A 21,460-nucleotide genomic window follows, 5' to 3' on the forward strand; every position below is an offset into this window, starting at 1 on the left:
TCAAGATAAGGTCGCTAGAACCAGTGGCCGAGGTTAAAGTATAGCTGGCCGCCCTCCGTGCCGTAGCCATAAGTGAGCTCGATGGGCCCCAGGGGGGAGTCGATGCCGTAGCCCAGGACACCGGCGCCGATGAAGGCACCATCGATGGAACTCGGGAAAGCCTCCGGGTTACCGATCCGGGCCGCGCGGGCACCCAGGTGCAGGTAGTGGTTGGTGAACAACCGCCGCCGCAGGAACAGCTCGGCCAGTAGCAGATTACTGCCTGACGCCTCCCCGAGATCGATGCTCGGGAAGGGCTTGAAGTTGTTCATCAGTTGTCGGTTGTTGCTGCCGAGGTAGTAGCGGTAGGGCAGACTGCTGGCATCGAGGAAGCCGCCGGCCGTGAATTCGAGGCCCAGGGCCTGTTTTTCCCCGAGGGGGAGTAGACCCATAAAGTCAACGTCACCGTTGAGGGCCCAGCCGTTGTCGTTTCCGGAGAGCTCGCGGATGGCGCGGGCTTCGGCGATGATCCTGAAGCCGCGGAGGGGAAAGTGGGGACGATTGAGTTTATCGTACAGGAAGTACAGCTTCGATACGGAGAAGATGTCGTTGCTGAGGGAAAACAGTCCGGACGTATCGGCCGAAGCCAGCTGGTCGGAGGTCGTGGAGTAATACTTCAGGCCGGAAGCGATGCCGGTAAAGCTGTTCTGCGTCTGTCGTAGATCCCAGTAGGCCTCCGCGTTGAGATCGGAGAAGCGGAAGTCGAGTCGGTCGAATACGATGCCCAGTCCCTCGTTCTGGGTTTCCTGAACGTCGAAGCCCACGTCGGCGTAATCAAGGCGGCTGCGGAGCCCGAAGGCGGTGCCGTTAATGCGGTCGATGCGGTAATCGAAACGGTAGCGCAGGCGGTTGCCGGCGATGACGTCCAGGCTGGCGATGGTGTTGTCGATGAAGAGATCGTACATGGTCAGATTGACGAGCAGGTTCGCGCGGTATTCCTGATCGTAGTGGAGCCCCAGTCGCAGTTGTTGTCCGAAGGAGGGGCGCTCCTCGAAGATGAGGTCCAGGTCCACGCCATCGGCCGCGCCTTCCGTAAGTTTCCAGCGGTAGTTGATGTTGGCGTAGCGGCCGGTGACGTGGAGGGCGGTGAGTCCCTTGCGGAAGTCTTCCCAGGTGATGAGGCCGGGCAGTTTGTCCTCGAAGTAGCTCAGGATCTGGCGGTCGGAAAGTTCCTCAGCACCGGAGATGGTCGACTTGTTGACGTTGAAGTAGGTGGGCACGGGGGCCGCGCTGGTATCGCGGGTCGTGGTGGTGGCCCGCTGGCGGGCGGCCAGGGAGTCGAGCTGCGGCTTCATCTCCAGGGCGGCGCGGTAGCCGGCGTTGATGAGCGTATCAATGTCGCTGAAGCTCAGGACGGAGAAGCCATCCAGCTGGGGCTTAATGTCGAGGTCCGTGACTTCGTACTGCTCCAGATTCCGGCGGTTGGCCTGGAAGAACGCGATCTGCATGATGAGGTCGCCGACGCTCTTGATCTCTCCGGCCTTGAGGGGGTCGGCCTCCACGCTGATGCCGAGTACGTAGTCCATCCCCTTGGCCTTGATCTCCTCGGCGGGGTAGTTGTTGGAGACGCCGCCGTCCGTAAGCAGGCGACCGTTGAGTTCGTAGGGGCTCAGGACGCCGGGTAGCGCCGCACTGGCCCGCATGGCTTCGGCGAGCATGCCGGTTTCGATGACTACTCCGTCACCGGTTTCCAGGTCGGTGGCCACGGCGAGGTAGGGGATAGGGAGTTGGTCAAAATCGCGGATGTGGCCTACGTCGGCCGTCCAGTGCGCGAAAAGATCGTGTACGCGCTGCCCGTCGGAAAGGGCCGTAGGCAGCTGAATGCCGAAGTCCTGCATGGAGATGGACAGCAGGTATTTTTCGTTGTACAGCTTCTCGTAGATCGTTCGGTCTTCCCGGGCCACGGCGTCCTGCAGCTCCCCCATGATGTCGATGCCGCGCAGGAGTTCCTCGAGCTGATCGGCGCTGTAGCCGGCGGCATAGAGTCCGCCGACGATGGCCCCCATGCTCGTGCCGCCAATGTAATCGACCCGTACCCCGGATTCTTCGATCACCCGCAGTGCGCCGATGTGGGCGTAGCCCTTGGCGCCTCCGCCACTCAGGACCAGTCCGACCTTCAGGTCATTCGGTTGGGCGCGGACGCAGGAGCAAAGTAGGACCAGGAAGAGCAGGGTAAGTTTGGTGGGCATTGGGGGTGAGTGGATGGGGGAGGAGTAGAAGGGGAGTGGGTGAGTGGATGGCAATCTACCATTAAGCGTTCTATCTTGCCGGATGCTCTATCGTGTCGTGGTTTGCTTGGTACTGGGCGTGCTGGCTTCCGGGGGGTTGCGTGGCTCCTGCGGACCCGCCCCTTCGTCGTACGCGTACCGCTTCCTGAATCCGCGGGTGGTGGGTTACGATACGGAGCTCGCGCCCTTTTTCCTGCACTTCGGGGAGGTGTACCGCGACCGGCTTACCCAACCCGCTAACCTCCAGCGGACCCTGAATATTGCCGAGTGGCACGAGCGTTTCTGCGACCAGGCGGAAGTAGGGGAAATCGACGCCATCGTCTACGATAACAATCTGAACCTACTGCAACAGTTGCAGCGATTGCTGGCAGAGCCCGAGGCCCGCCTCGCCGACCTGCCCCCCGCCCTGCAGGCCAACGGATTTGCCCGCCACCTGCTGGAAGCCCGCTGCACCGAAGTGCTCGACTACCTGCTCTTCGCCAAGCGCTGCGAGCCCTTCGTGACCGCAGCCGCCGATGCCTTCGAACAGCGTACCCTCAACCGCCCGGAAATGGAAGCCCTGCTGGAAGAGGGACTGGAGGTGTTTCCCCGCACGGAGAGTCACTACGTCCGCCTGCGCTACGCCTACCAGTTGATCCGGCTGGCGCACTACCTGCGGGCCTACGACTACGTACTCGAACTGTACGACTACCTGATGCCGAAAATCGGCGCCGACCCGAGCCTGATCTACGACTGGATCGAGGGGCACCGGGCCGGGGCGCTGCAATCTCTGGGACGGATAGCGGAATCCGCCTACCTCTTCAGCCGCATCTTCGAACGCAGTCCCAGTCGCCGCGAAAGCGCCTACCTGAGTTTCCGGATCCAGACGGACGAGCAGTGGCGGCAGGCCCTGCTGCTGTGCCAGAACGACCACGAACGGGCCATGCTGCACGTACTCCGTGCCCACAACGGGCGAGCCGTGGTGCTGGAGGAGATGCGCGACATCTACGCCTACGAACCCGCCAATCGCTCGCTCGAACTCCTGACCATGCGGGAGCTGCAGGACCTGGAACGCGACCTCCTGGGGGCCAACTTTCGTGCCGGCCGCTACCAGCCCCGGCCCGGCGCCGCCGAGCGCCTGATCGAACTGCAGACCTTCGTGAATCGCGTGGTGGATGAGCGGAAAAGCAACGACCCCGATTTCTGGCTGCTCGCCCGCGGCGTACTGGAAATGCTAGCCGGCGACTACTTCTTCGCCGAGGAAACCTTTGCCAAACTGGGTGGACGAACGGAGAACGACACCATCCGGCAACAACTCGCCATTCTGGGCGACGTGATCGACGTGCTGGAGCTCAGCCGGGTCACCGACTCCACGGAACTGCGCTATTACGACCTGCTGACCGATCCCGAAATGCAGGCGGCGTACCCCGATTTTCGCCGGCTGGTCAACGACAAGCTCGAGGCCGCCTACCGCCGGAACGGTCGCACCGCCAAGGCCGATCTCCTGCGCTACGGCTTCGACGCGATCCGCAAGAACCCCTCCATCGATGCCCTGCGCGAGTTGGAACGTATGGCCGACAGTCTGAACCGCAACCGCTTCGACCGGGCCCTGCTCCGCGATCGCATCGGTCCCCACGCCGCCGCCGACATCAACCACCTGATCGCCAACGACTACGTGCAACGCGGGCAGTGGAAGACGGCCATCGAGATCTACCGTCGTATTCCCGTGGACCAGCTGGAACGCTACGGCCGTTTCGCCCCCTTCGTCCGTCAACTGGACGATCGGGTGAACTTCACCCCCGCCGCCGATCAGGCGACCTACAATAAGCTGCAACTGCTGGAACGGCTCGATGAATTGGAGGAGCAGGCCGACCGGACCACCAACGACACCATCGCCGCGCGCAATTATTTCAACATTGGTCTGGCTTTGTATAATTTGAGTTACTTCAGCTACAACTGGCGGTTCGCCGATGCTTTCCGTTCCGGTACCAGCGCCGTGCGTGCCGCGGCGGCCCGCACCCCGACCCGGACGTTTTCCCACCCCAGTGCGCCGCTCGGCAACCAGGAGAACTTTGCCATGGACCAGCCGCGCTACTACTTCGAACGCGCCCTGCGCCGTGCTCCGGACCGGGAGGCCGCCGCCCTGGCCGCCTACTACGCGGCAAAGACGGAACGCAACGAACACTATGCCCTGGGGCGGCCGGGCGGCGCGCGACCCTTCAGCTATTTTCGATTGCTGCGAGATTCCTACGCGGATACGGACTTCTACGACGAGCTCATAGCCGAGTGCCGGACTTTCGCGTGGTTCGTGGGGCGGTAGAGCGAAGTTAAACCGTCCTTCGGCTGGTGGGTTCTCCTTCCCAAATGGCCCGATCTATGCTTTCCCGTCCCCGCCGCAACCGTTCCTCCGCCGCCGTCCGCAACCTCGTACGCGAGACGGAGCTGAACGCCGGTCACCTCGTACAGCCCATATTCCTGATGCCGGATGCGGGGGCACGGCTGCCGATCCCCAGTCTGCCGGGTACTTTCCGCCTGGGCATTGACGAGGTGCTGCGCGAAATCGAGGACTGCCTGCGGGTGGGCCTGGCAAGTTTCATGATGTTCCCCGCGGTACCGGAGGAGCATAAGGACAAGACGGGCACCTACGCCACCGCCGAGCAGAACTTTTACCTCCACGCCGCCCGGGCCATCAAGGACCGCTTTCCGGAGGTGTGCCTGATCTCCGATGCCGCCCTGGATCCGTATAGCACCGACGGTCACGACGGGGTAGTCATCGACGGAAAGATCCACAACGACGAAACCCTCAAATTGCTGGATGCCATGTCCGTAGCCCAGGCCCGTGCGGGTTTTGACATCATCGGGCCCAGCGATATGATGGACGGTCGGGTCGGGAGTATTCGCCGGGCACTGGATGCGGCGGGGTTCACGGACACCGCGATCATGTCGTATTCGGCGAAGTACGCGAGCGCCTTCTACGGACCCTTCCGCGATGCCCTCGACAGCGCCCCCCGGAAACTGCAGGACGTACCCTCCGACAAGAAAACCTACCAGATGGATCCCGCCAACGCCCGGGAGGCACTCCGCGAGGCGGCCCTGGACGCGGACGAAGGCGCTGACTATCTGATGGTGAAGCCGGCCCTCAACTACCTTGACATCATTTACCGTCTGCACGAGGCACATCCCTTGCCCATTGCCGCTTACCATGTTTCCGGGGAATGCGCGATGCTGCTGGCCGCCGCCGAACGGGGCTGGCTGGATTACGAGCAGGCGGCCTCCGAGGCCCTGCTCAGCATCCGGCGGGCGGGCGCGGACGTGATCATCAGTTACTTCGCGAAGGATTTCGCCCGCTGGCAGCAGCAATAGGTCGAGTGGCCTTTGGTCCGAGACAGGTTCACCACGGATGGGCACGGATGGAACACGGATTGTGGAACTTAGGTCGAGGCGTTGCACGCCGAGCAGCTCACAACGAATAGTACTCCCCATACAGGGCCGACTGAAAAGCCCCTACCATGCTTGGTCAATTACACATCTTCCTCCAGCGCGTCCAGGAGATCGTCGATGTCATCGAAGCTCTTATATCCTACCTTTTCCTCCCCGCTTCCCCGCAGGGCAATGCCGTGGGCTACGTTAGAGGCTGCCATGGCTTCGTCGGGGGTCAGGTCGATGCGGATGAAAACTTCCCGTCCCTCGGTCATTGTCTTGAGTATGCCGGTCGGGAAGGGGTGGCCGTCGGCTAGGTCACTCCAAGTGATGCCGCCGTCGGTAAAGTCGAGCAGTACGGTGCCGGACAATTCATTCAGCCGTTCGGCTACGTCGGGGGCCGATTCGTAGCCGGCCACGGGTAGGCGGGTGAGTACTTCGATGCCGGCTGCCCGGAAGGGACCGGCATCCGTGGCGTAGTCGATCAGGGCGTGGGTGACGCCGGCATCGCGTAGCTCTTCTACGGTGTAAGCTGCTCCCGCGTCCCCGCCCAGTTCTACGACGCAGACGGGCCCTTCCACCCATTCGCGGATAGCGAGGAAGTAATCGAGGGATAGTCCGCCCTCCCCGAGGGGGAAGCAGAGGTAGTCAGGGTACCAGGCGGCGAAGTAGCGGGCATCGGTGAGGTGAGTGATGCCGTGAGCAAGCAGGTGAGTAGACAACATTTAGCGAGGTTTATGCGCCGGCGACGACGACCACGATCTCCCCCTTTACCTTGCCGCGGGCGGCGTAATCGGCCTTCAGCTCGGTGAGGGAGGCGGTGGTGATCTCTTCGTAGAGTTTAGAAATTTCACGGGCCACGCAGGCTTGCCGGTCCGGGCCGCAGTGCTCTTCCAACTGACCGAGCAGTTTGGCGATGCGGTGGGGGCTTTCGTAGAGCACGAAGGTGTGGGGGAGTTCCGCGAGGTACGTCAGGCGCGTCTGGCGACCCTTTTTGTGGGGAAGGAACCCTTCGAAGTGAAAGCGGTCGCAGGGAATGCCGCTCGCGGCGAGGGCCGGAACGAAGGCCGCGGGGCCGGGCAGGCAGCTGACTTCGATCTTCGCTTCCCGGCAGGCACGTACCAAAAGAAAGCCCGGATCACTGATGCCGGGAGTGCCGGCGTCGGTGATCAGGGCGTAGGTGGAACCGTTCTTTAGTTCCGTCACGAGCTGTTCGACGAGCGCGTGTTCATTGTGGGCGTGATAGGCCCTTAGTGGGGTTTCGATGCCGTAGTGCTGCAGCAGCGGCCGCGAAGTACGGGTATCTTCGGCGAGAACGAGGTCGACTTCCTCCAGTAGGCGCAGCGCCCGCTGGGTGATGTCTTCCCGGTTGCCGATGGGAGTGGGAATCAGGTAAAGCACGGAGACAAAGGTCGCCGCGCGGGCTGACTACAGCAAATCTTCTTCGTCCATGGCGTGACGCACCGTGCGGCGCACCATCTCTACGGTGGCTCCGTAGGCCATGTGGCTGCCCAGCTGACCGGCCTGCAGGCTCAGGTCTTCCTTCAGCGGATTGGGTGCCAGACCCAGGGCGGGCAGACCAACTTTGTGGGCCAGGGTCCACAGCGCAGCGCCGAAGGGCACGCCGGCGGGAGCCTGAACGGCGGGAGCGGCCTCGGTGATCACCCCGTAAATACCCCCGACGATGGCGCCGAAAGCGATGTTAAGGGCCTGCTGGGCAACTTCCTCCTGGTTGCGGTTCATGTCGGTGTTCGTCAACTCCTCGGCACCTTCAACGACCTGAAGGCGGGCATCGTGCTCCTCCTGGGGCTGGGCGGTAGGCAGGGCCCGGTCAACGAGCATTTTGATGCCGGTACCGACGAGGCCGCCGATCATACCGGCCACGAATCCGCGAACGTAATCGGGCTCCCCGTGGGTACGGGTGCGCTCGAAGTAATCGCCGGCACCGTGGTATGCACCAACGGCGTAGCGCTCGGCGTCCTTGGCGGAGCTGGCGGCGGAGTGGTATGCGCTGGACGCGTACTTTTCTACGGGCGTGAGATCGATGTCCTTTACGGAATCGATAATTTTATCGAGGAATGACATATGTTGGTTTTATTGGTCCAACGGAAGTCGGGGGCGCCAGGTTCGCGGAGGGGGGCGCGGCAGACTAGTCGTCCTTTTTCCCGAAGAGCCGCTTGATCCAGGACTTTTTGCGGTCCTCGCGCCGCTCCTCCTTGCGGTCGTCCTTTTCCAGCTCCCGGGCAATGCGGGCGGCGTATTCACTGGCCGACTCGTTGCGGCGGCGCTCCTTGTCTTCCACCTTCTCCCGAATTTCCGACTGGTCGAAGCGGCCCAGGGCGCGGGCTACTTCCTCGCTGAGATTGAGGTCGGCGAAGATCGGCATCTCCTCGAGGTAGTCCGGACAGTCGAGTAGGGCGAGGGTCATTTCGTCCAGCGAAGGAAATCCTCCGCCGGTGAATTGCTCGAGGCCTTTCGTTTGCTGCACTTTGCGCATGAAGGTGCCCCAGACCGGCATGGCGGTGGCGGTAGCGGAGCCGCGACTAAGGGTGCGAAAATGGACCGCCGGATATTCCGCGCCTACCCAGGTGCCGACTACCAATTTGGGGGTGAAGCCGAGAAACCATCCGTCCGACTGATCCTGGGTCGTGCCCGTCTTTCCGGCGAGGGCGCCCCGGATGCCGTAGGTCGACCGCAGGCGGGCGGCCGTACCGCCGTTCACTACGCCGGCCATCAGGTAAGTGGCGATCTTAGCGGTCTGCTCGTCCAGTACCCGTTGGGTTTCGGTGGGGCGCTTAAATTCGACGAGCACCTTGCCGTCGCTGTCCTCGATACGGTCGAGGTAGTGGATGCCCGCCGGGCGGCGGCCCTGGTTGGCAAAGGCGCTATAGACGGTATTCATCTCGACCAGGTTGGCCTCCACGGTGCCCAGAGCGATGCTGGGAATGGCCTGTACTTCGGTCTCCACGCCCATGGTGTTGATCTGGCTGGCCACGCTGGGCAATCCGCTGCGGACGGCCATGCTGACGGCTACCGTATTGACGGACTTTGCCAGCCCGCCCCGCATCGAATAGGCCCCCTCGTAGCGGTCGCCGGGGTTGCCGGGGCGGTAGCCGTTGAACTGGGCGTAAGTTACCTGCTCGGCGGGGGTGTACTCACAGGGTAACACTCCCTGTTCGATGGCGGTAGCGTACACGACCGGTTTGATGGTCGACCCGACCTGCCGGCGGCTGTTGACGTGGTCGTACTGTACGTACTGGTAGTCCACCCCCCCTACCCAGGCAAGCACCGTGCCGGTAGCCGGATCGGTAGCCAGCAGCCCGGCGTTCATGAGGGTGAAGTAGTGCCGCAGGCTGTCCACGGGCCGCATCAGGGTATCGACCGGCGCGGCCCGGCGACCGTCGTAGATGGTCATGCGGCGGGGCTTGCGCAGTTCCTCCATGATCCGCGCTTCGGAGAGTCCCCGCCGTTCGAGGGCGCGGTAATGGGTGCTGCGTTTCAGGGCCCCGGAGAAGGCCTCCTCCCAGGGAGCCTGCTTTCGGGACTTCCAGTCGTCGGCCAGGTTCTGCTGGATGCGGGGGAGTTGCTCGAGTACGGCTTCTTCGGCCAGCTGCTGTAGTTTGGAGTGGAGAGAAACGTAGATGCGTAGCCCGTCGCGGTCCAGATCGTAGGGCCGACCGCTGGGGTGGGTCAGGTCCGCGAGGGCATTGCGTACGTCGGTCCGCAGCCGCTGCCGGAAGTGGGGGGCCGAGCCGATGCGGTCATTGTCGCGGCGGTAGTTGAGCTTCAGGGGCAGCTCGGATACGCTGTCGGCTACGGCTACGGGGATGCTGCCGTTCTTGGCCATCAGGTTCAGGACCACATTACGGCGGCCGACGCTTTTTTCCGGGTGGTTTCGCGGGCTGTAGGTTGTGTTCGCCTTGAGCAGGCCGATGAGGATGGCCGACTCCTGCAGGTTCAGTTTAGCGGCCGGTTTACCGAAAAATCGGTTGGCGGCGACCTCGATGCCGTAGGCGTTCTCGCCGAAGGGGACGGTGTTCAGGTAGAGATTGAGCAGCTCCTGCTTGGTGTACGCGTCTTCGAGCCGACTGGCGATGACCATTTCCCGCAGCTTCACCTTGAGCATTCCGAAACGACTGTACTGTCGGCGGGGGTAGAGTTGTTTGGCGAGCTGCTGACTGATGGTGCTGCCGCCGCCGCCACTGCGGTCGCCCATCAGGACGGTGCGCACCGCTACCCGGAACAGGGCCCGCAGGTCGATGCCCTGGTGCTCGAAGAAGCGGCTGTCCTCGGTCGCGATCAGCGCCTTGGTGACGTGCGGACTGATACTCTCCGCCGGCACGCTCACCCGGTTGATCTCAAAGTACTTCCCCAGCAGCACGCCGTCGGAAGCGTACACCGAGGAGGCATCCGCGTTCTCGATGTTGGCGAGTTCTGTTCTGTCCGGAAGATGGCCGTAGGCACCCAGCATCACGCCGGCAAAGAGAAACAGAAAGAGCACGACGACGATCGCTACGGGGATGGCCACCGCGGTGAGCGCCAGCTTTTGCCAGGAGGAGGTCTTTATGAACTTGCGCGTCTGCTTTACCCAGCGGTCGAGCGACTGTCGCAGTTTTTGGGAGCGGGATTTCGCCATAGGGAATAATATCTAGGGTAAACGCGGGCCGGCACCGAATGCGTGTGAGTTCGCCGCAACACTCGGTGTTATAGAAAACTTACTGGACCTGAAACAGCGCGTTGGCGAAGAGAAACTTGCCGTTCTCCCAGAAGGCCCGGTACAGGGGGTTGTCGACGAGGTAGATGACCGTTCCCCGCCGCAGCGGTTCCACCCCGAAGTTGAGGGTTTCCTGGATCTTGCGGTAGGCTTGGTTCCCGACAAAACCCTGCACCCGCGCACCCGCCCGAATACGTCCGACGTTCCAACCGTTCTCGAGGTAGGCGTAGGCATCCTCGCTCACTTTGAGGGAAGCGTAGCGGTCGCCGATGCCGAAGCTCAGGGGGTGGGTACCGTCCATCTCGACGTTCACGATGGCTCCGGGGATGTAGCCGGCAATAAAGCGCCGTTCCTGACCCGCGTAGGGCAGCAGTATTTTTTCCTGTTTCTCCTCTTCGGAAAGGGTGTCCTGGGCCTCCTTGTTCGTCAACCCAAAGCCTTCCCGGCCCGCCAGGCTACCGTTAGCCGCTCCGATGGCGATAAGCTTGCCGCCGCCCCGCACCCAGGCGGTCAGCGACGAAAGCTCCTCGTCGGTGAATGCGTAGCGGCCTTCGGGTAAGACGAGCACATCATAATCACCGTCGAATACCTCGTTTACGTCTTCCCGGTGAAAAACGCTGACGGGGTACTCCAGATCCTGCTCGAAGTAGTACCAGACCTGCCCGAATTCGTTGTTGAATACGCCCTCGCCGGAAAGCGTGGCCACCTTCGGTGCGCTGACCAGCGCGTAGTTGCTACTCCCCAGGTCTCCGCCGATCGTGGCGCTGAAGCCGGTCTGTAGCACCGTGAGTGGCGCCTCGTGCTCGGCCGTCAGCCGCCGCAGCTTCTCCGCGAAGTCGGGCGTTACCCGGTTATCTCCCCGGTTGATGATCATGGTGCCGGCCGGGAACCGCTGGTCGCCAAAGGAAAAGGCCTGCGCGGAGGTGCGCACCCGAATGCCGGCCCGCAGCAGGGCGGCAAGGTAGCGGGCGCTGGTCATCCCCTCCCAGGGTAGGGCGAAGGCGTAGGCCGTCTCGACGTCCTGCCCCGCCAGCGGGTTATCGTAGGCCGGCAGCACGAAGGGTTCGGTGGTGACGTCCAGTCGCGCGGTGCTGGCCCGCGTCTCCAGCCCGTAGGCGGCGGGAATGGACCAGGCCGTGATGTCGTAGGTCACCGAATCCTCCACAACGGAAGAGGGGTCGAAGAGTACCTGGGCCAGTACGCCGCGGGGCTGGTGGGCGGAGATGACCAGGTCGCCGGCCATGACCCGCGATTTGCCGCTGCCGCCGCTGCCGTAATCAAAACCGTCGAAGTCCCGGGACTGCGTAGCACGACCGTAGCGGATGCCGTTGCGATCGAGTAGGGTAGTCAGGGCCCGAAGCTTACCGGGAGCGTTGCTTCCACTGATCACGTACGTCCGGTACTTGCCCTGGGGCTGGTTGGTGGCGTTGACGAAGTAGTCCGCGAACTCACTCGTCAGTCGTTCGGCCTCCCGGGAAGCGATCTCCACCGTGCTGAGGGCCGTGGTGCGGTGGTGAGCAACCCGGTCGTACAGGGTGAGGGTGTCGCCGGTAGGGAGCTCGATGGCCCGGCCGCCCCGGCCGCCGCCGCCCTGCTCGTAGGTCATGCCGATGGCGCCGTTGAAGGTGGGGTAGGTATCGCCGTAGCTGGGGTAAAGGAGGTCAAAGCGCTCCCGGGTGAAGTAGAGCCAGCCGTTCTGGTCGAAGTAGCGGGCGTGGTTCTGACCGATCTCGGTCTGGAAGTCGCCCTGCCAGTCGGTGATGTATTCGTGGTAGGGGGCCGCGGCCGGGGCAAAGTAGTAGGGGGAGGTGTAGCCCTGTTCGTGGAGGTCGGCGTGGATGTGGGGCATCCAGGCGTGATATTTGACAAGGCGCTGCCGGCTTTCGACCTGGGTTTGCCAGGCCCAGTCGCGGTTCAGGTCGAACAGATAGTGGTTCGTGCGGCCGCCCGGCCAGGGCTCCCGGTGCTCGCGGGTGGTGCCGTTGGCTTCGACGAAGCGGTTGGCCATTTGGCGGTACCAGTTCGTGTAGCGGTTGTAGCCGTCGGGGTTTTCGCTGGGGTCGAGAAGCACTACGGTGTTTTCCAGCCATTTGCTGGTTTCCGGGTTGTCGGGATTGGCCAGGTCGTAGAGGACACCCATGCTGGCTTCCGATCCGGCGGCTTCGTTGCCGTGTACGCTGAAGGAGAGCCACACGATGGCAATGTTGTCGAGGGCCGGGTCGGTGGCGCCGTCGAGCAGTCCCGCCCGGCGCAGATTGTTCTCGCGAATGGCTTCGATGCGGGCCAGGTTCTCGGGGGTGCTGACCGTGGCGAGCAGCAACGGGCGATCCTCGTTGGTGAGCCCGTACTGTTCCAGGTTGACGCGGGGGCTCTCCTGAGCGATGCGTTGGTAATAATTAACCAGCTGGTGGTGGTGGGTAAAGGTCTCGCCGAGCCGGTGGGGCAGGAAGTCGTCGGGGGTGGTGATTTGGGCGCGCAGCGCGGGAGCAATCAGAAGTAGGAAAAAAAGCAATCGCATCTGGTGGGGATCTGTGGAGCCGCAAAGGTAATTCACGCAAGACCTTACACCGTCCGCGGGGCTACAGGCTCCAACTCCGCCCCCCCACGCTGCTCAGGGGCAGGTCGCCGTTGTACTCACCCGGCGCCGGGTCGTAGTTGAGGACTTCCGTCCCGATGACCTCCGAACTGAGGAAGCCCCAGAGCGCCATCGACTTCAGCGAGCGGTAGAATCCAACGGGCGGTTGCTCCCCGACGGCCGTTCCCCAGACGGCGGGTTGGTACCGCGGCGCTTTCTCGGCCTCGCTGAAGAGTTGCCCTCGTTGGTCGGCCTCCAGTTCGTGGAATACCTTTCCGAAGCGGGTACGGGCATCGTCGTCGAAGGTCAGAATGCCCGTTCGCATGGGCGACGGTTGATCGCCCGCCGGGGTGGTCGCGGCCATGACTTTATCGATGAAGCGGTCGACACCTACGTCGAGTCCGCCCGGGGTGTCGGTGGTGGGAAGGAGGGTGTCGACGTAAGCGGTCACGAAGCGGGCCTCGTCGTCGCTGAAGTAAGCGGGGGCCCAGTCGAGTTCCCGGTCGGGGGAGCAGGATTGCATCAGCCCGAGCACGGAGGGGGCGACGAGCGCGCCTCCGGCCAACCAGCTGATGCGGCGTAAAACTTCTCTGCGGTCCAGCATCAGATGTTCTGTTTGTTGAGTTCGGAAACGGCGTGGTCGGCGGCCCGGGCGGTCAGGGCCATGTAGGTGAGGGAGGGGTTCACGCAAGAGGAGGAGGTCATGCAGGCGCCATCGGTGACGAAAACGTTATTGGCCGCGTGCACTTGGTTGTAAGCATTGAGTACCGAGGTTTTCGGGTCGCGACCCATGCGGGCGGTGCCCATCTCGTGGATGCCGTAGCCCATTTCGTGCTTATTGTCGAAGCCCATCACGTTCTTCAGGCCGGCACGTTCTAGCATTTCCACGGCATCGGTGCGGGCTTGTTCGTTGAGGGCCAGCTCGTTGGGCCCCCACTCGGCATCGATGCTGAGGGTGGGTTGTCCCCATTTGTCCAGGACGTCGGAATTTAGGGTCACCTTATTGCGGTGCTGTGGCAGACTCTCCGAAAAGCCGGTGATGAAGAACTCCCAGGGGCCGGGTCGCAAGAGTTTATCTTTAAAGGCCGCGCCGTGTTCCGGCAGGTTGGCGGCTTCCCGCGAGCCGCCCCGCCCGGCACCACCCTGGTAGCCAAAACCGCGCACGAACTTATCCGATTTACTGGCCGCATCGACGTTCCAGTAGCGGGGAATGTAGATGCCATTCGGTCGCCGACCTTTGTAGTAGCGGTCATCGAATCCCTCCACGGTACCCGTGGCGCCTACCCGGTAGGTGTGGTCCATGAGGTTGTGGCCCAGTTCGCCGCTGTCGTTGCCCAGCCCGTTCTCGAAGCGCTTCGATTTGGAGTTGAGCATGATCTGGGTGGTGGACAGGGCCGACGCGTTGAGAAAGATCACGCGCGCCTTGTAGTCAATCACCTCGCTGGTCTCGGCGTCGATGACGCGCACGCCGGTGGCCTTGCCCTTCTCGTCGTCGTAGATGACCTCCTGGACGATGGAAAAGGGTCGGATGGTCAGATTTCCGGTAGCGTTCGCGGCGGGGAGGGTCGTGGAGTTGGAGCTGAAGTAAGCGCCGTAGGGACAGCCGTGACTGCAGCGGTTGCGGTACTGGCACTGCCCCCGCCCGTTGTGCGGCACGGTCAGGTGGGCGACCCGGCCGATGATCATGTGGCGACCCGGGTGGTTCTTCTCGATCCGCTCCCGTACGGCCTTTTCCACGACGTTCATTTCCATCGGGGGCAGGAAGTGGCTATCGGGGAGTTGCTTCAGGCCGAGTTTCGCGCCGCTGATGCCGGCGAACTTCTCCACGTAGGTGTACCAGGGCTCGATGTCGCGGTAGCGGATGGGCCAGTCGACCCCGTGACCATCCTGGGCATTGGCGGTGAAGTCGAGGTCGCTCCAGCGGTAGGTCTGTTTGCCCCACAGCAGGGAGCGCCCCCCCATTTGGTGGGCCCTGACCCACAGGAAGGGCTTAACCTCGGTGTAGGGGTTGTCGCGGTCGTTGGCGTGAAAGTGTTCGGTATCCTTGCCGATAAAACCGGTGCGAATACTTTTGTAGTGCTTATCCTGTTCCTCGGCGGTGAGGCCGCCGCGCAGCTCCATGTCCCAGGGGTCCACGTTCATGGTTGGGTAGTCCTCGACGTGCTTGACGATGCGCCCGCGCTCCAGGACGAGCGTCCTGAGTCCCTTCTCGGTGAGCTCCTTTGCCGCCCACCCTCCGGAGATGCCGGAACCCACCACGATGGCGTCGTAGGTCAGTGCCTTGTCGGCATCGATGTTGTAGTTAGCCATGTGTTCTTCGATCGACGTTCAGCGGGAAAGGTAGGAATTCACGGTGTATTATTCCGGCTCTCCGGACGCGGTTTTGGGCACCCTGCTTACCGCTTAATGTCCGTCCGTCCCCCCGTTCACGGATCGGCAACCTCACCCGCCAGGCCCCTTCTTGTGCCTACTCCGGTACGATGTTTCGGAAGCCGGCCTACCTGCAGCACGACGCCCAGGCGCAGGGAGGTGTAGGTCAGATCGTGAAGCCCGAGTTGCAGGCGACCGTAGTACTGCACCAAATGGTCTTCTCTCCGGGTGCGCAGGGAAAACCGGTAGACGACGGGCCGGTCGCCGTCGTTGAGGTAGCCGATGTAGCCCCCTAGGCCGGTCCGCAGCTCTACCTTGTTAAGGCTCAGTTCGGATCCCAGACCGTACAGGAAGGCATCGTTCTGGGGGTTATGGTCCCGGTAGGTTTGCCAGACGTAAAAGCCCACCATGGCGAAGGGACGTATGCTCGCCCCCGCTGCCGCGAGGGAGTAGGTTTTGCCGACCGAAAGGTCGAAGAAGTAGCCCGGCGTATCGGTGAAGCGAGCCGCTGATAGTCGGTTGCCGGAGGCCGTGCGCAAATTGACGGCCAGGAGCACGTCGGGCAAGCGGGGGTGGTCGCGCACCAACTGAACGTGGGTACCCAAATAAACATCGCCATTGGCCACGCCCCGACCGTCGTAATCCCGGGCCCGCCGGGCATCGCGGGTTGCGGGGGTCATACGGTAGTGTTCGATCGGGACGCTGCCGATTCGCAGGCCCACGCGGTCGGAGAAGAGCGGCAGGAAAAGTCGAAGATGAAGGTTCTGGGTATCGTCGCCCCGGCTGAAGTGCCCTTCCGTGTCCAGCTGAAACTCGGCGTCCCGTCGGATCGATCCGTTACGCAGGAAGGGCACGGGCAGGGCGTTGGGGCCCATGAAGGCGGGGGACAGGATGAGGTAGTCCTGCCAGGGGGAGACGCCGTCCCAGTCATGACGATCGTTCCACCAGGCATAGTCCTGTCCCCTCGCCACTACTCCGCAGAGCAACAGCGCCCCCGCCCAGAGGAGGTAAGCGTACGGCCGCATACCCTAAAATAGGGTTTTCCGGCGGTGCCGTGGGTGCTTTGTTGGGGGGGCTACTAAAAAGTGAGTCGCTCCATGTGCACGTCGAGGGCCTGACTGTCGCCGTCGTACTCGATGATGGCCAGGTACCCTTCCTTGGCGGGTAGGACGATCGCTTTGTCCGTCGTGGTCGCAAAGTCAATTCGCTCCTGCATGATGTCCCCGTCGAGGTACACGCAGACTTGCACGCCATGGCTGGCCTCCCGTTTGTCTTCCCCCCTGCCCAACTCGTAGGTCGCGATGATCGTCCCCCGGTTGTCGTGCAGGAAATTGAAGTCGAAAATGCCGCGGGCGTTTGCGTAGTTGCCCATGAGGGCGGCCTTGGGTACGCCCAGCATAAAGCCCGAGACTCCGAAGGCGGAACCGGAAGAACTTCCCTTTTCAACGATGTCCACTTTTTCCAGGGACATGTCGGGGTACAAACTGATGAGTACCCCCGCATTGGTCTTCACGTAAATATTCATGACGCGGTAGAATTCCCCGGCCAGGATGAGTCCGCCCTCGGGAGTCACCGCCAGATCGTGAAGCATCAGGTTTCCGTACTCGCTGACCTTGCCCGACTTTTTCACGTCGAATTCCGAACGCATTACGTCCGCCACGGATATGGACTGTCCTTTTTTCAGTTTACCAGTCGCGGAAAACCGCAGGGCATGGATATTCTCGGGCGATTCGGTAAACAGGGCCGGCTTCTTACCCACGTCATATCCGTACACGACGACGTCGTCACCGGCGGCCTTGCCGCCCATGAAGCGGATCATGGGTTCTCCCTTTTCGGGCGCGTAGCTGAACAACCGCCTCCCGGTCGCCAGGTCGAAACCGACGACTTTCATGTCGTGTTTCTTCGCGGGAAACGCCGATTTGGAGAAGATCCCCATCAGCAGAAATTCGTCGTTAGAGCCCAGGTAGATGGCTCCTTCGGTATGGATCTTTTTATCCCGGCTGGACGATCTCCATCCCCGCTCCTCGGCGGCATTGGGTACCATCGTAAGCAGGTAATGTCCGCCGGAGGTAATGAACTTTTTCTTCGCGTTCAGGCCGACGTGGAGGAATCCTTCCGGGGTCGGGATCAGGGGGCGAATACCGTAGAGGTTGACCTTGATCGGGTTGTTGAAGGCCTCGTATTCCCGGGTATCGTACATGCTGTACGGGAGGGCGGTCTTCTTTACGAACTGCCCGTCGCCGTCGAGCACGATGAGCCACTTCTTTTCCTGATCGTGATTGACGACCAGTACCCCCAGGTTGGTCCCGTTATACGCGACGTCTATTACGGTGATGTCTCCGTAATCGTCCAGGTCTTGTTCGCCGATCTTGTTCAGGTCCTGGTCCATCAGCTGGATGGTATAGAAGCCCTGATCGGTACCCGTTTTGTGGTAGTTGAGCAGGTAGTATCCTACGATTTCGCCCGCCGTTTCCAGTACGCCGCTCTTGTTGAAGTAGGTCGATTCTACTTCGGCGAAGGAGGCGCGCTGGGCGGAAAGCCGGGACGTGGAGAGAAAAATGCTACAGAAAATGAAAAAAAGGATGGTGCGGGTTGTCATTCGTCTAGTGTGTTGAAATAGTGAGTGGCCTCCTCGTGCAGTCGGGCGAGTGTGCTCTCCCGGGGGAAGGCGGCGGCCCGTTCGGCGAGGTAGGCTAGGGTGAGTCGTTGGAGTTCGCTGTTGCGGATCTGGTGCAACAGCAGGAGAAGTTGGCGGGCGCCGGCGTCGTCAAAGTAACCGGTGGGGGGGATGCGGCGACCGAAGTCGTGGTCTTCGATGGATCGGTAAGTATTCAGCAGGGCCCGGCCGATGGCCTCCACGTAAAAGGGATCGTCGGGGGTAGCGGCCAGGGCGGCAACGGACATGCAGATGGCATGAGCGCTCAGGCCCCGCTCGAGGTAGCGGGTCACGATCAGCCGGCGACTCGGCTCAATCCAGTCGTGGTCGGAGGAGTCCGGCCCGGCGGCGGAATCCACGCCGATCCGAAGGCGAGCCCCGGTAATACGCTCCGCCAGGTTGGGGTGGGTGGCAAGGCTGTCTTTCTGCCAGAACATCCGTTTTTCGCCATCCTCTTCCGCGCCGCCGAACGATCCGCCGAACATTACCCGGGGGGCGGCGATCCACTTCTCCTTAAAGGGGTAGCTTTTGGTGTGCAGGGCGAGCTGGAGGGCGGAATCGGGAAGCACGAAGGGATCGTCATCGCGAAGTTTGGTCAGGGACGTGGCCGCCGCGCTAGCTTGAAAGCCAGAGCGCAGGAGGTAGGTCATGCCGAGCGAGTCGGCGGCTAGTTCGTTGCTCCGGCCGTGGCGGCTTTGTTCGTAGACCAGGTCGCGCATTTCGCTCATGACCTTGTGCCGGCCCTCGCGGCGGAGGCGGCGACGGAGTGCCCGTTCTTCCTTGCGGTCGGCGGGTTCGCGGGAGCGCTGCTGAACCAGAAAGCCGAGCTTATCCCGCAGGTGCAGCAGTTGATCGTGGGCCAGTTCGTGGCCGAAAACGGATGCCAGCTCGTCCCGGCTGCTCATACGAGTGAGGAGGCCGATGTTGACGACGAAGAGTCCGTCGCCCAGGCTGGCGGCGTTGGCCGACGGCGACCGACTGATGAATACGAGGGGTTCGAGCGCGAGCGCGTTGGCGGTGACCAGTTCAGTAAAAATGTCTTCGACAAACTGCTGCAGTGCCGGCTGAAAGAGGTAGCTGCCGTCGAGGACGGCGTCCTTCAGGTCGTCGGCCCGTTCGAGGAAAATTTCTTGAACAATATTCCTCTCCGCCGGGGGAAAAGTAGCGATGCTCCGTTCGGTAATCCGATCCAGCCTGGCGAACAGTGTAGTGGTATCCGACGGCAGGTAGGCGACCGGGAGTACCGTGTCTTGCGCCGATGCAAAGAGAGAGGCACACGAAAATATAATTAGGGTAGATAAACGACCGTAAAGGGAATGCAAGGAGGTGTGTTGTTGGGCGGCACGTCTAAGCACGTTCTTAATAAAAAATCGTGCGTCGCGCGGCGTGGCTTCTAGTGAAGTATGTAGAAACAAATATACGTAAAAGTGGTCCTCGGGGGAAGCCCGTTCGGGATAAGCGTACGACCGTTGTGTATCCTCCCCGCCAAAACTTCCCCCCTGAACTGCGTACAATGCCTTAGCTTAGGTGTTGGAAGGATGACCGCCGCGATGAGCGCGGGTCCCGGCCACCCGGAATTATTTTCGTACTCAATGGATATGCGTAGTACCCTGTTTGTTTGCTTTATTTTGATGCTTTGCTCCTGCGTCCGCGCCCAGGTACTGACCGTGAGCGAAGAGATTCCCATGCGTAACGATACCGAATACACCCTGGTGGGTAAACTGGGCGGGCAGGTGCTGCTGTTGCAGGATCGGGAGAACAAGCACCTGCTCACCGCCTACGGCCGCAGTATGAACGAGAGCTGGGAAAAAGACCTCGAACTGCGGGGCCGGAATATTCGCATGCTCGAGGCAGTAGCCGATCAGGACGGCAGTGGATTTCACCTCCTGTACCTCTTCCGCGAACGGGGCCGTAATCATTTACAACTCGACCGCTACAATCCCGCCGGCAACCTGCAGGACAGCGTGACCCTGGTGGATTTCGGCCTCTTCGTCTCCTCCCCCGAAGACGAGATCTTTCGGTCCGAGGACGAATCCAAACTCCTCATGCTTTTGGTGGAGCAACAGAGCAAGGCGCGCTACCTGGGCATCGACCTGGACAGTATGCAACTCCTCTATGACCAGGAAGTGGAGCCGGAAAAGTTCTTTTACAACGAGGACTTTCTGCAGGCCGAGATCAGCAATCGCGGCGATATGTACTTCGTGGTGGAACGCGACAACTTCAAAAGCAAGCGCAAGGAACACCGCTATGAGGTGTACACCCACCGGGCCAACGGCGGGCAAACCGGTATGATCGACGTTAACCTGGGGGATAGCCTGACTTACGACGTCTTTTTCCGCTACGACAATATGAACCGGCGACTGACGGCCGGGGGGCTGTACTCCACGAAGGACTTCGTGCGGGCCGAGGGATACTTTTACGTGTGGATCAATCCCGATAACCCCCGCGACCTGCTGCGCCCCCACTTTCAGCGGTTTCCCCTGAATCTGGTCAAGAACGTGGAGGGAAAGAAATACAGTAAGCGCAACCCCGGCATCAATGACCTCACCGTGCGCGATGCCGTATTGCGCCGTGACGGGGGTATGGTCATGATCACCGAGCGCGACCGGCGGCTGCAGCGGCGGGGCGGCGCTACCCAAAATCAACTGCTGAACACCTACGGCGGTCGTCCTTTGGTTGATTACCACTTCGACGAGATCGTCGTGTTTGCCGTAAATCCCGACGGCACGCCCCACTGGAGCAATATTATGCACAAGAAGCAGTACAGTCAGGACGATAACGGGGTGTATTCCAGCTTCTTTCTGTTAGAAAGCCCGAGCCGGCTGCGCTTTCTCTTCAACGACGAAATTCGTTTCGAGAACACGGTTAGCGAGTACGTGCTGAACGGGCGCGGGGAATTCGACCGCAATAGCCTGTTCCATACCCGCGACCTCGATCTGCGGCTCCGGTTCCGCGACGGCGTACAGGTTGCCAGTAACGAACTCGTACTACCCAGCGAGCACCGCAACCGCTTACGACTGGTGAAGATGACCTACGACGCCCGATGAAGGCCCTCCTTTCCTTGCTGTGCCTCCTTATTTTCGGATGTAGCCCCCGGCTTGCCGAAGGCGTCCACTTGCTAAAGGTCGACGAACCCGTGCATCTACTGAGCGGCGAGTCGGCGAAAACCCGGAAAAAATCTCTGGAGCTGATCACCTTCGTGGAAGTATTGGAGGATAGTCGCTGTCCCACCGGTGTGCAGTGCATACAGGCGGGCCGGGCGGTCGTCGGACTCAGGGTGCTTCGTAACGGTATCCTTGAAAATCAGTCGGTCACGATCGACGGTGAGGGACTGATGGTCACGGATGGGGGTACCTTACGGCTTGTCGGTCTCGAACCCTATCCTGATGCCGCCGTTGAGGAACCTGAGCCGTATCGATTGGTCGTACGTTTAATGGCGGACGAACGGGAGCGGTAGCCGGAGCCGGGCGGCAGCGAAT

At 61.7% G+C, this 21,460-nt stretch carries 15 protein-coding genes; 4 read left to right on the top strand and 11 right to left on the bottom strand.

Annotation, left to right across the window (positions count from 1 at the left end):
• Positions 1–14: 14 nt before the first annotated feature.
• On the bottom strand, positions 15–2,228 hold the full coding sequence (locus NMA52_RS00135) for a patatin-like phospholipase family protein (RefSeq protein WP_254825596.1): 2,214 nt from the start codon (positions 2,226–2,228) through the stop codon (positions 15–17).
• A gap of 82 nt (positions 2,229–2,310) precedes the next feature.
• On the opposite strand from NMA52_RS00135, the gene NMA52_RS00140 reads away from it, so the two are divergent.
• Both NMA52_RS00140 and hemB read left to right on the top strand, forming a co-directional pair.
• Complete coding sequence (locus tag NMA52_RS00140) at positions 2,311–4,566, top strand: hypothetical protein (RefSeq protein WP_254825597.1); 2,256 nt, start codon at positions 2,311–2,313, stop codon at positions 4,564–4,566.
• A gap of 56 nt (positions 4,567–4,622) precedes the next feature.
• Entirely contained in the window at positions 4,623–5,609 is a 987-nt protein-coding gene (gene hemB, locus NMA52_RS00145) for a porphobilinogen synthase (RefSeq protein WP_254825598.1), read from the top strand.
• 158 nt (positions 5,610–5,767) lie between these two features.
• On the opposite strand, the gene NMA52_RS00150 is transcribed toward hemB, so the two are convergent.
• The 10 genes from NMA52_RS00150 to NMA52_RS00195 all read right to left on the bottom strand — a co-directional run bounded on the left by NMA52_RS00150 (position 5,768) and on the right by NMA52_RS00195 (position 19,303).
• Complete coding sequence (locus NMA52_RS00150) at positions 5,768–6,391, bottom strand: hypothetical protein (RefSeq protein WP_254825599.1); 624 nt, start codon at positions 6,389–6,391, stop codon at positions 5,768–5,770.
• 10 nt (positions 6,392–6,401) lie between these two features.
• The gene (gene rsmI / locus NMA52_RS00155; protein ID WP_254825600.1) at positions 6,402–7,067 is read right to left on the bottom strand and encodes a 16S rRNA (cytidine(1402)-2'-O)-methyltransferase; all 666 of its coding nucleotides are present in this window, start codon (positions 7,065–7,067) and stop codon (positions 6,402–6,404) included.
• 27 nt (positions 7,068–7,094) lie between these two features.
• Complete coding sequence (locus NMA52_RS00160; RefSeq protein ID WP_254825601.1) at positions 7,095–7,751, bottom strand: DUF1440 domain-containing protein; 657 nt, start codon at positions 7,749–7,751, stop codon at positions 7,095–7,097.
• A gap of 64 nt (positions 7,752–7,815) precedes the next feature.
• Positions 7,816–10,302 (bottom strand): transglycosylase domain-containing protein, encoded by a 2,487-nt coding sequence (locus NMA52_RS00165; RefSeq protein ID WP_254825602.1) that lies wholly within the window; start codon positions 10,300–10,302, stop codon positions 7,816–7,818.
• 79 nt (positions 10,303–10,381) lie between these two features.
• Positions 10,382–12,898 carry a M14 family zinc carboxypeptidase gene (locus tag NMA52_RS00170; RefSeq protein WP_254825603.1) on the bottom strand — a complete coding sequence of 839 codons (2,517 nt, stop codon included), beginning with the start codon at positions 12,896–12,898 and terminating at the stop codon, positions 10,382–10,384.
• Positions 12,899–12,959: 61 nt separating this feature from the next.
• Positions 12,960–13,559, bottom strand: a complete 600-nt coding sequence (locus NMA52_RS00175; protein WP_254825604.1) for a gluconate 2-dehydrogenase subunit 3 family protein — start codon at positions 13,557–13,559, stop codon at positions 12,960–12,962.
• Positions 13,559–15,265, bottom strand: a complete 1,707-nt coding sequence (locus NMA52_RS00180) for a GMC oxidoreductase (protein ID WP_254825605.1) — start codon at positions 15,263–15,265, stop codon at positions 13,559–13,561. The genes NMA52_RS00175 and NMA52_RS00180 overlap by 1 nt, the downstream gene beginning before the upstream one ends.
• A gap of 116 nt (positions 15,266–15,381) precedes the next feature.
• Positions 15,382–16,350 (bottom strand): hypothetical protein, encoded by a 969-nt coding sequence (locus NMA52_RS00185; RefSeq protein WP_254825606.1) that lies wholly within the window; start codon positions 16,348–16,350, stop codon positions 15,382–15,384.
• A 53-nt stretch (positions 16,351–16,403) separates the two neighbouring features.
• Positions 16,404–17,924 carry a DUF6770 family protein gene (locus NMA52_RS00190; RefSeq protein ID WP_254825607.1) on the bottom strand — a complete coding sequence of 507 codons (1,521 nt, stop codon included), beginning with the start codon at positions 17,922–17,924 and terminating at the stop codon, positions 16,404–16,406.
• Entirely contained in the window at positions 17,921–19,303 is a 1,383-nt protein-coding gene (locus NMA52_RS00195; RefSeq protein WP_254825608.1) for a M48 family metalloprotease, read from the bottom strand. Before NMA52_RS00195 ends, NMA52_RS00190 begins: the two co-directional genes overlap by 4 nt.
• A 276-nt stretch (positions 19,304–19,579) precedes the next feature.
• Here NMA52_RS00195 and NMA52_RS00200 point away from each other — a divergent pair, with 276 nt between their 5' ends.
• Both NMA52_RS00200 and NMA52_RS00205 read left to right on the top strand, forming a co-directional pair.
• The gene (locus tag NMA52_RS00200; RefSeq protein WP_254825609.1) at positions 19,580–21,028 is read left to right on the top strand and encodes a hypothetical protein; all 1,449 of its coding nucleotides are present in this window, start codon (positions 19,580–19,582) and stop codon (positions 21,026–21,028) included.
• The gene (locus NMA52_RS00205) at positions 21,025–21,438 is read left to right on the top strand and encodes a hypothetical protein (protein WP_254825610.1); all 414 of its coding nucleotides are present in this window, start codon (positions 21,025–21,027) and stop codon (positions 21,436–21,438) included. Before NMA52_RS00200 ends, NMA52_RS00205 begins: the two co-directional genes overlap by 4 nt.
• Positions 21,439–21,460: the final 22 nt, after the last annotated feature.

Origin of the sequence: Lewinella sp. JB7 (assembly GCF_024297185.1) — a bacterium.
GTDB lineage: Bacteria > Bacteroidota > Bacteroidia > Chitinophagales > Saprospiraceae > Neolewinella.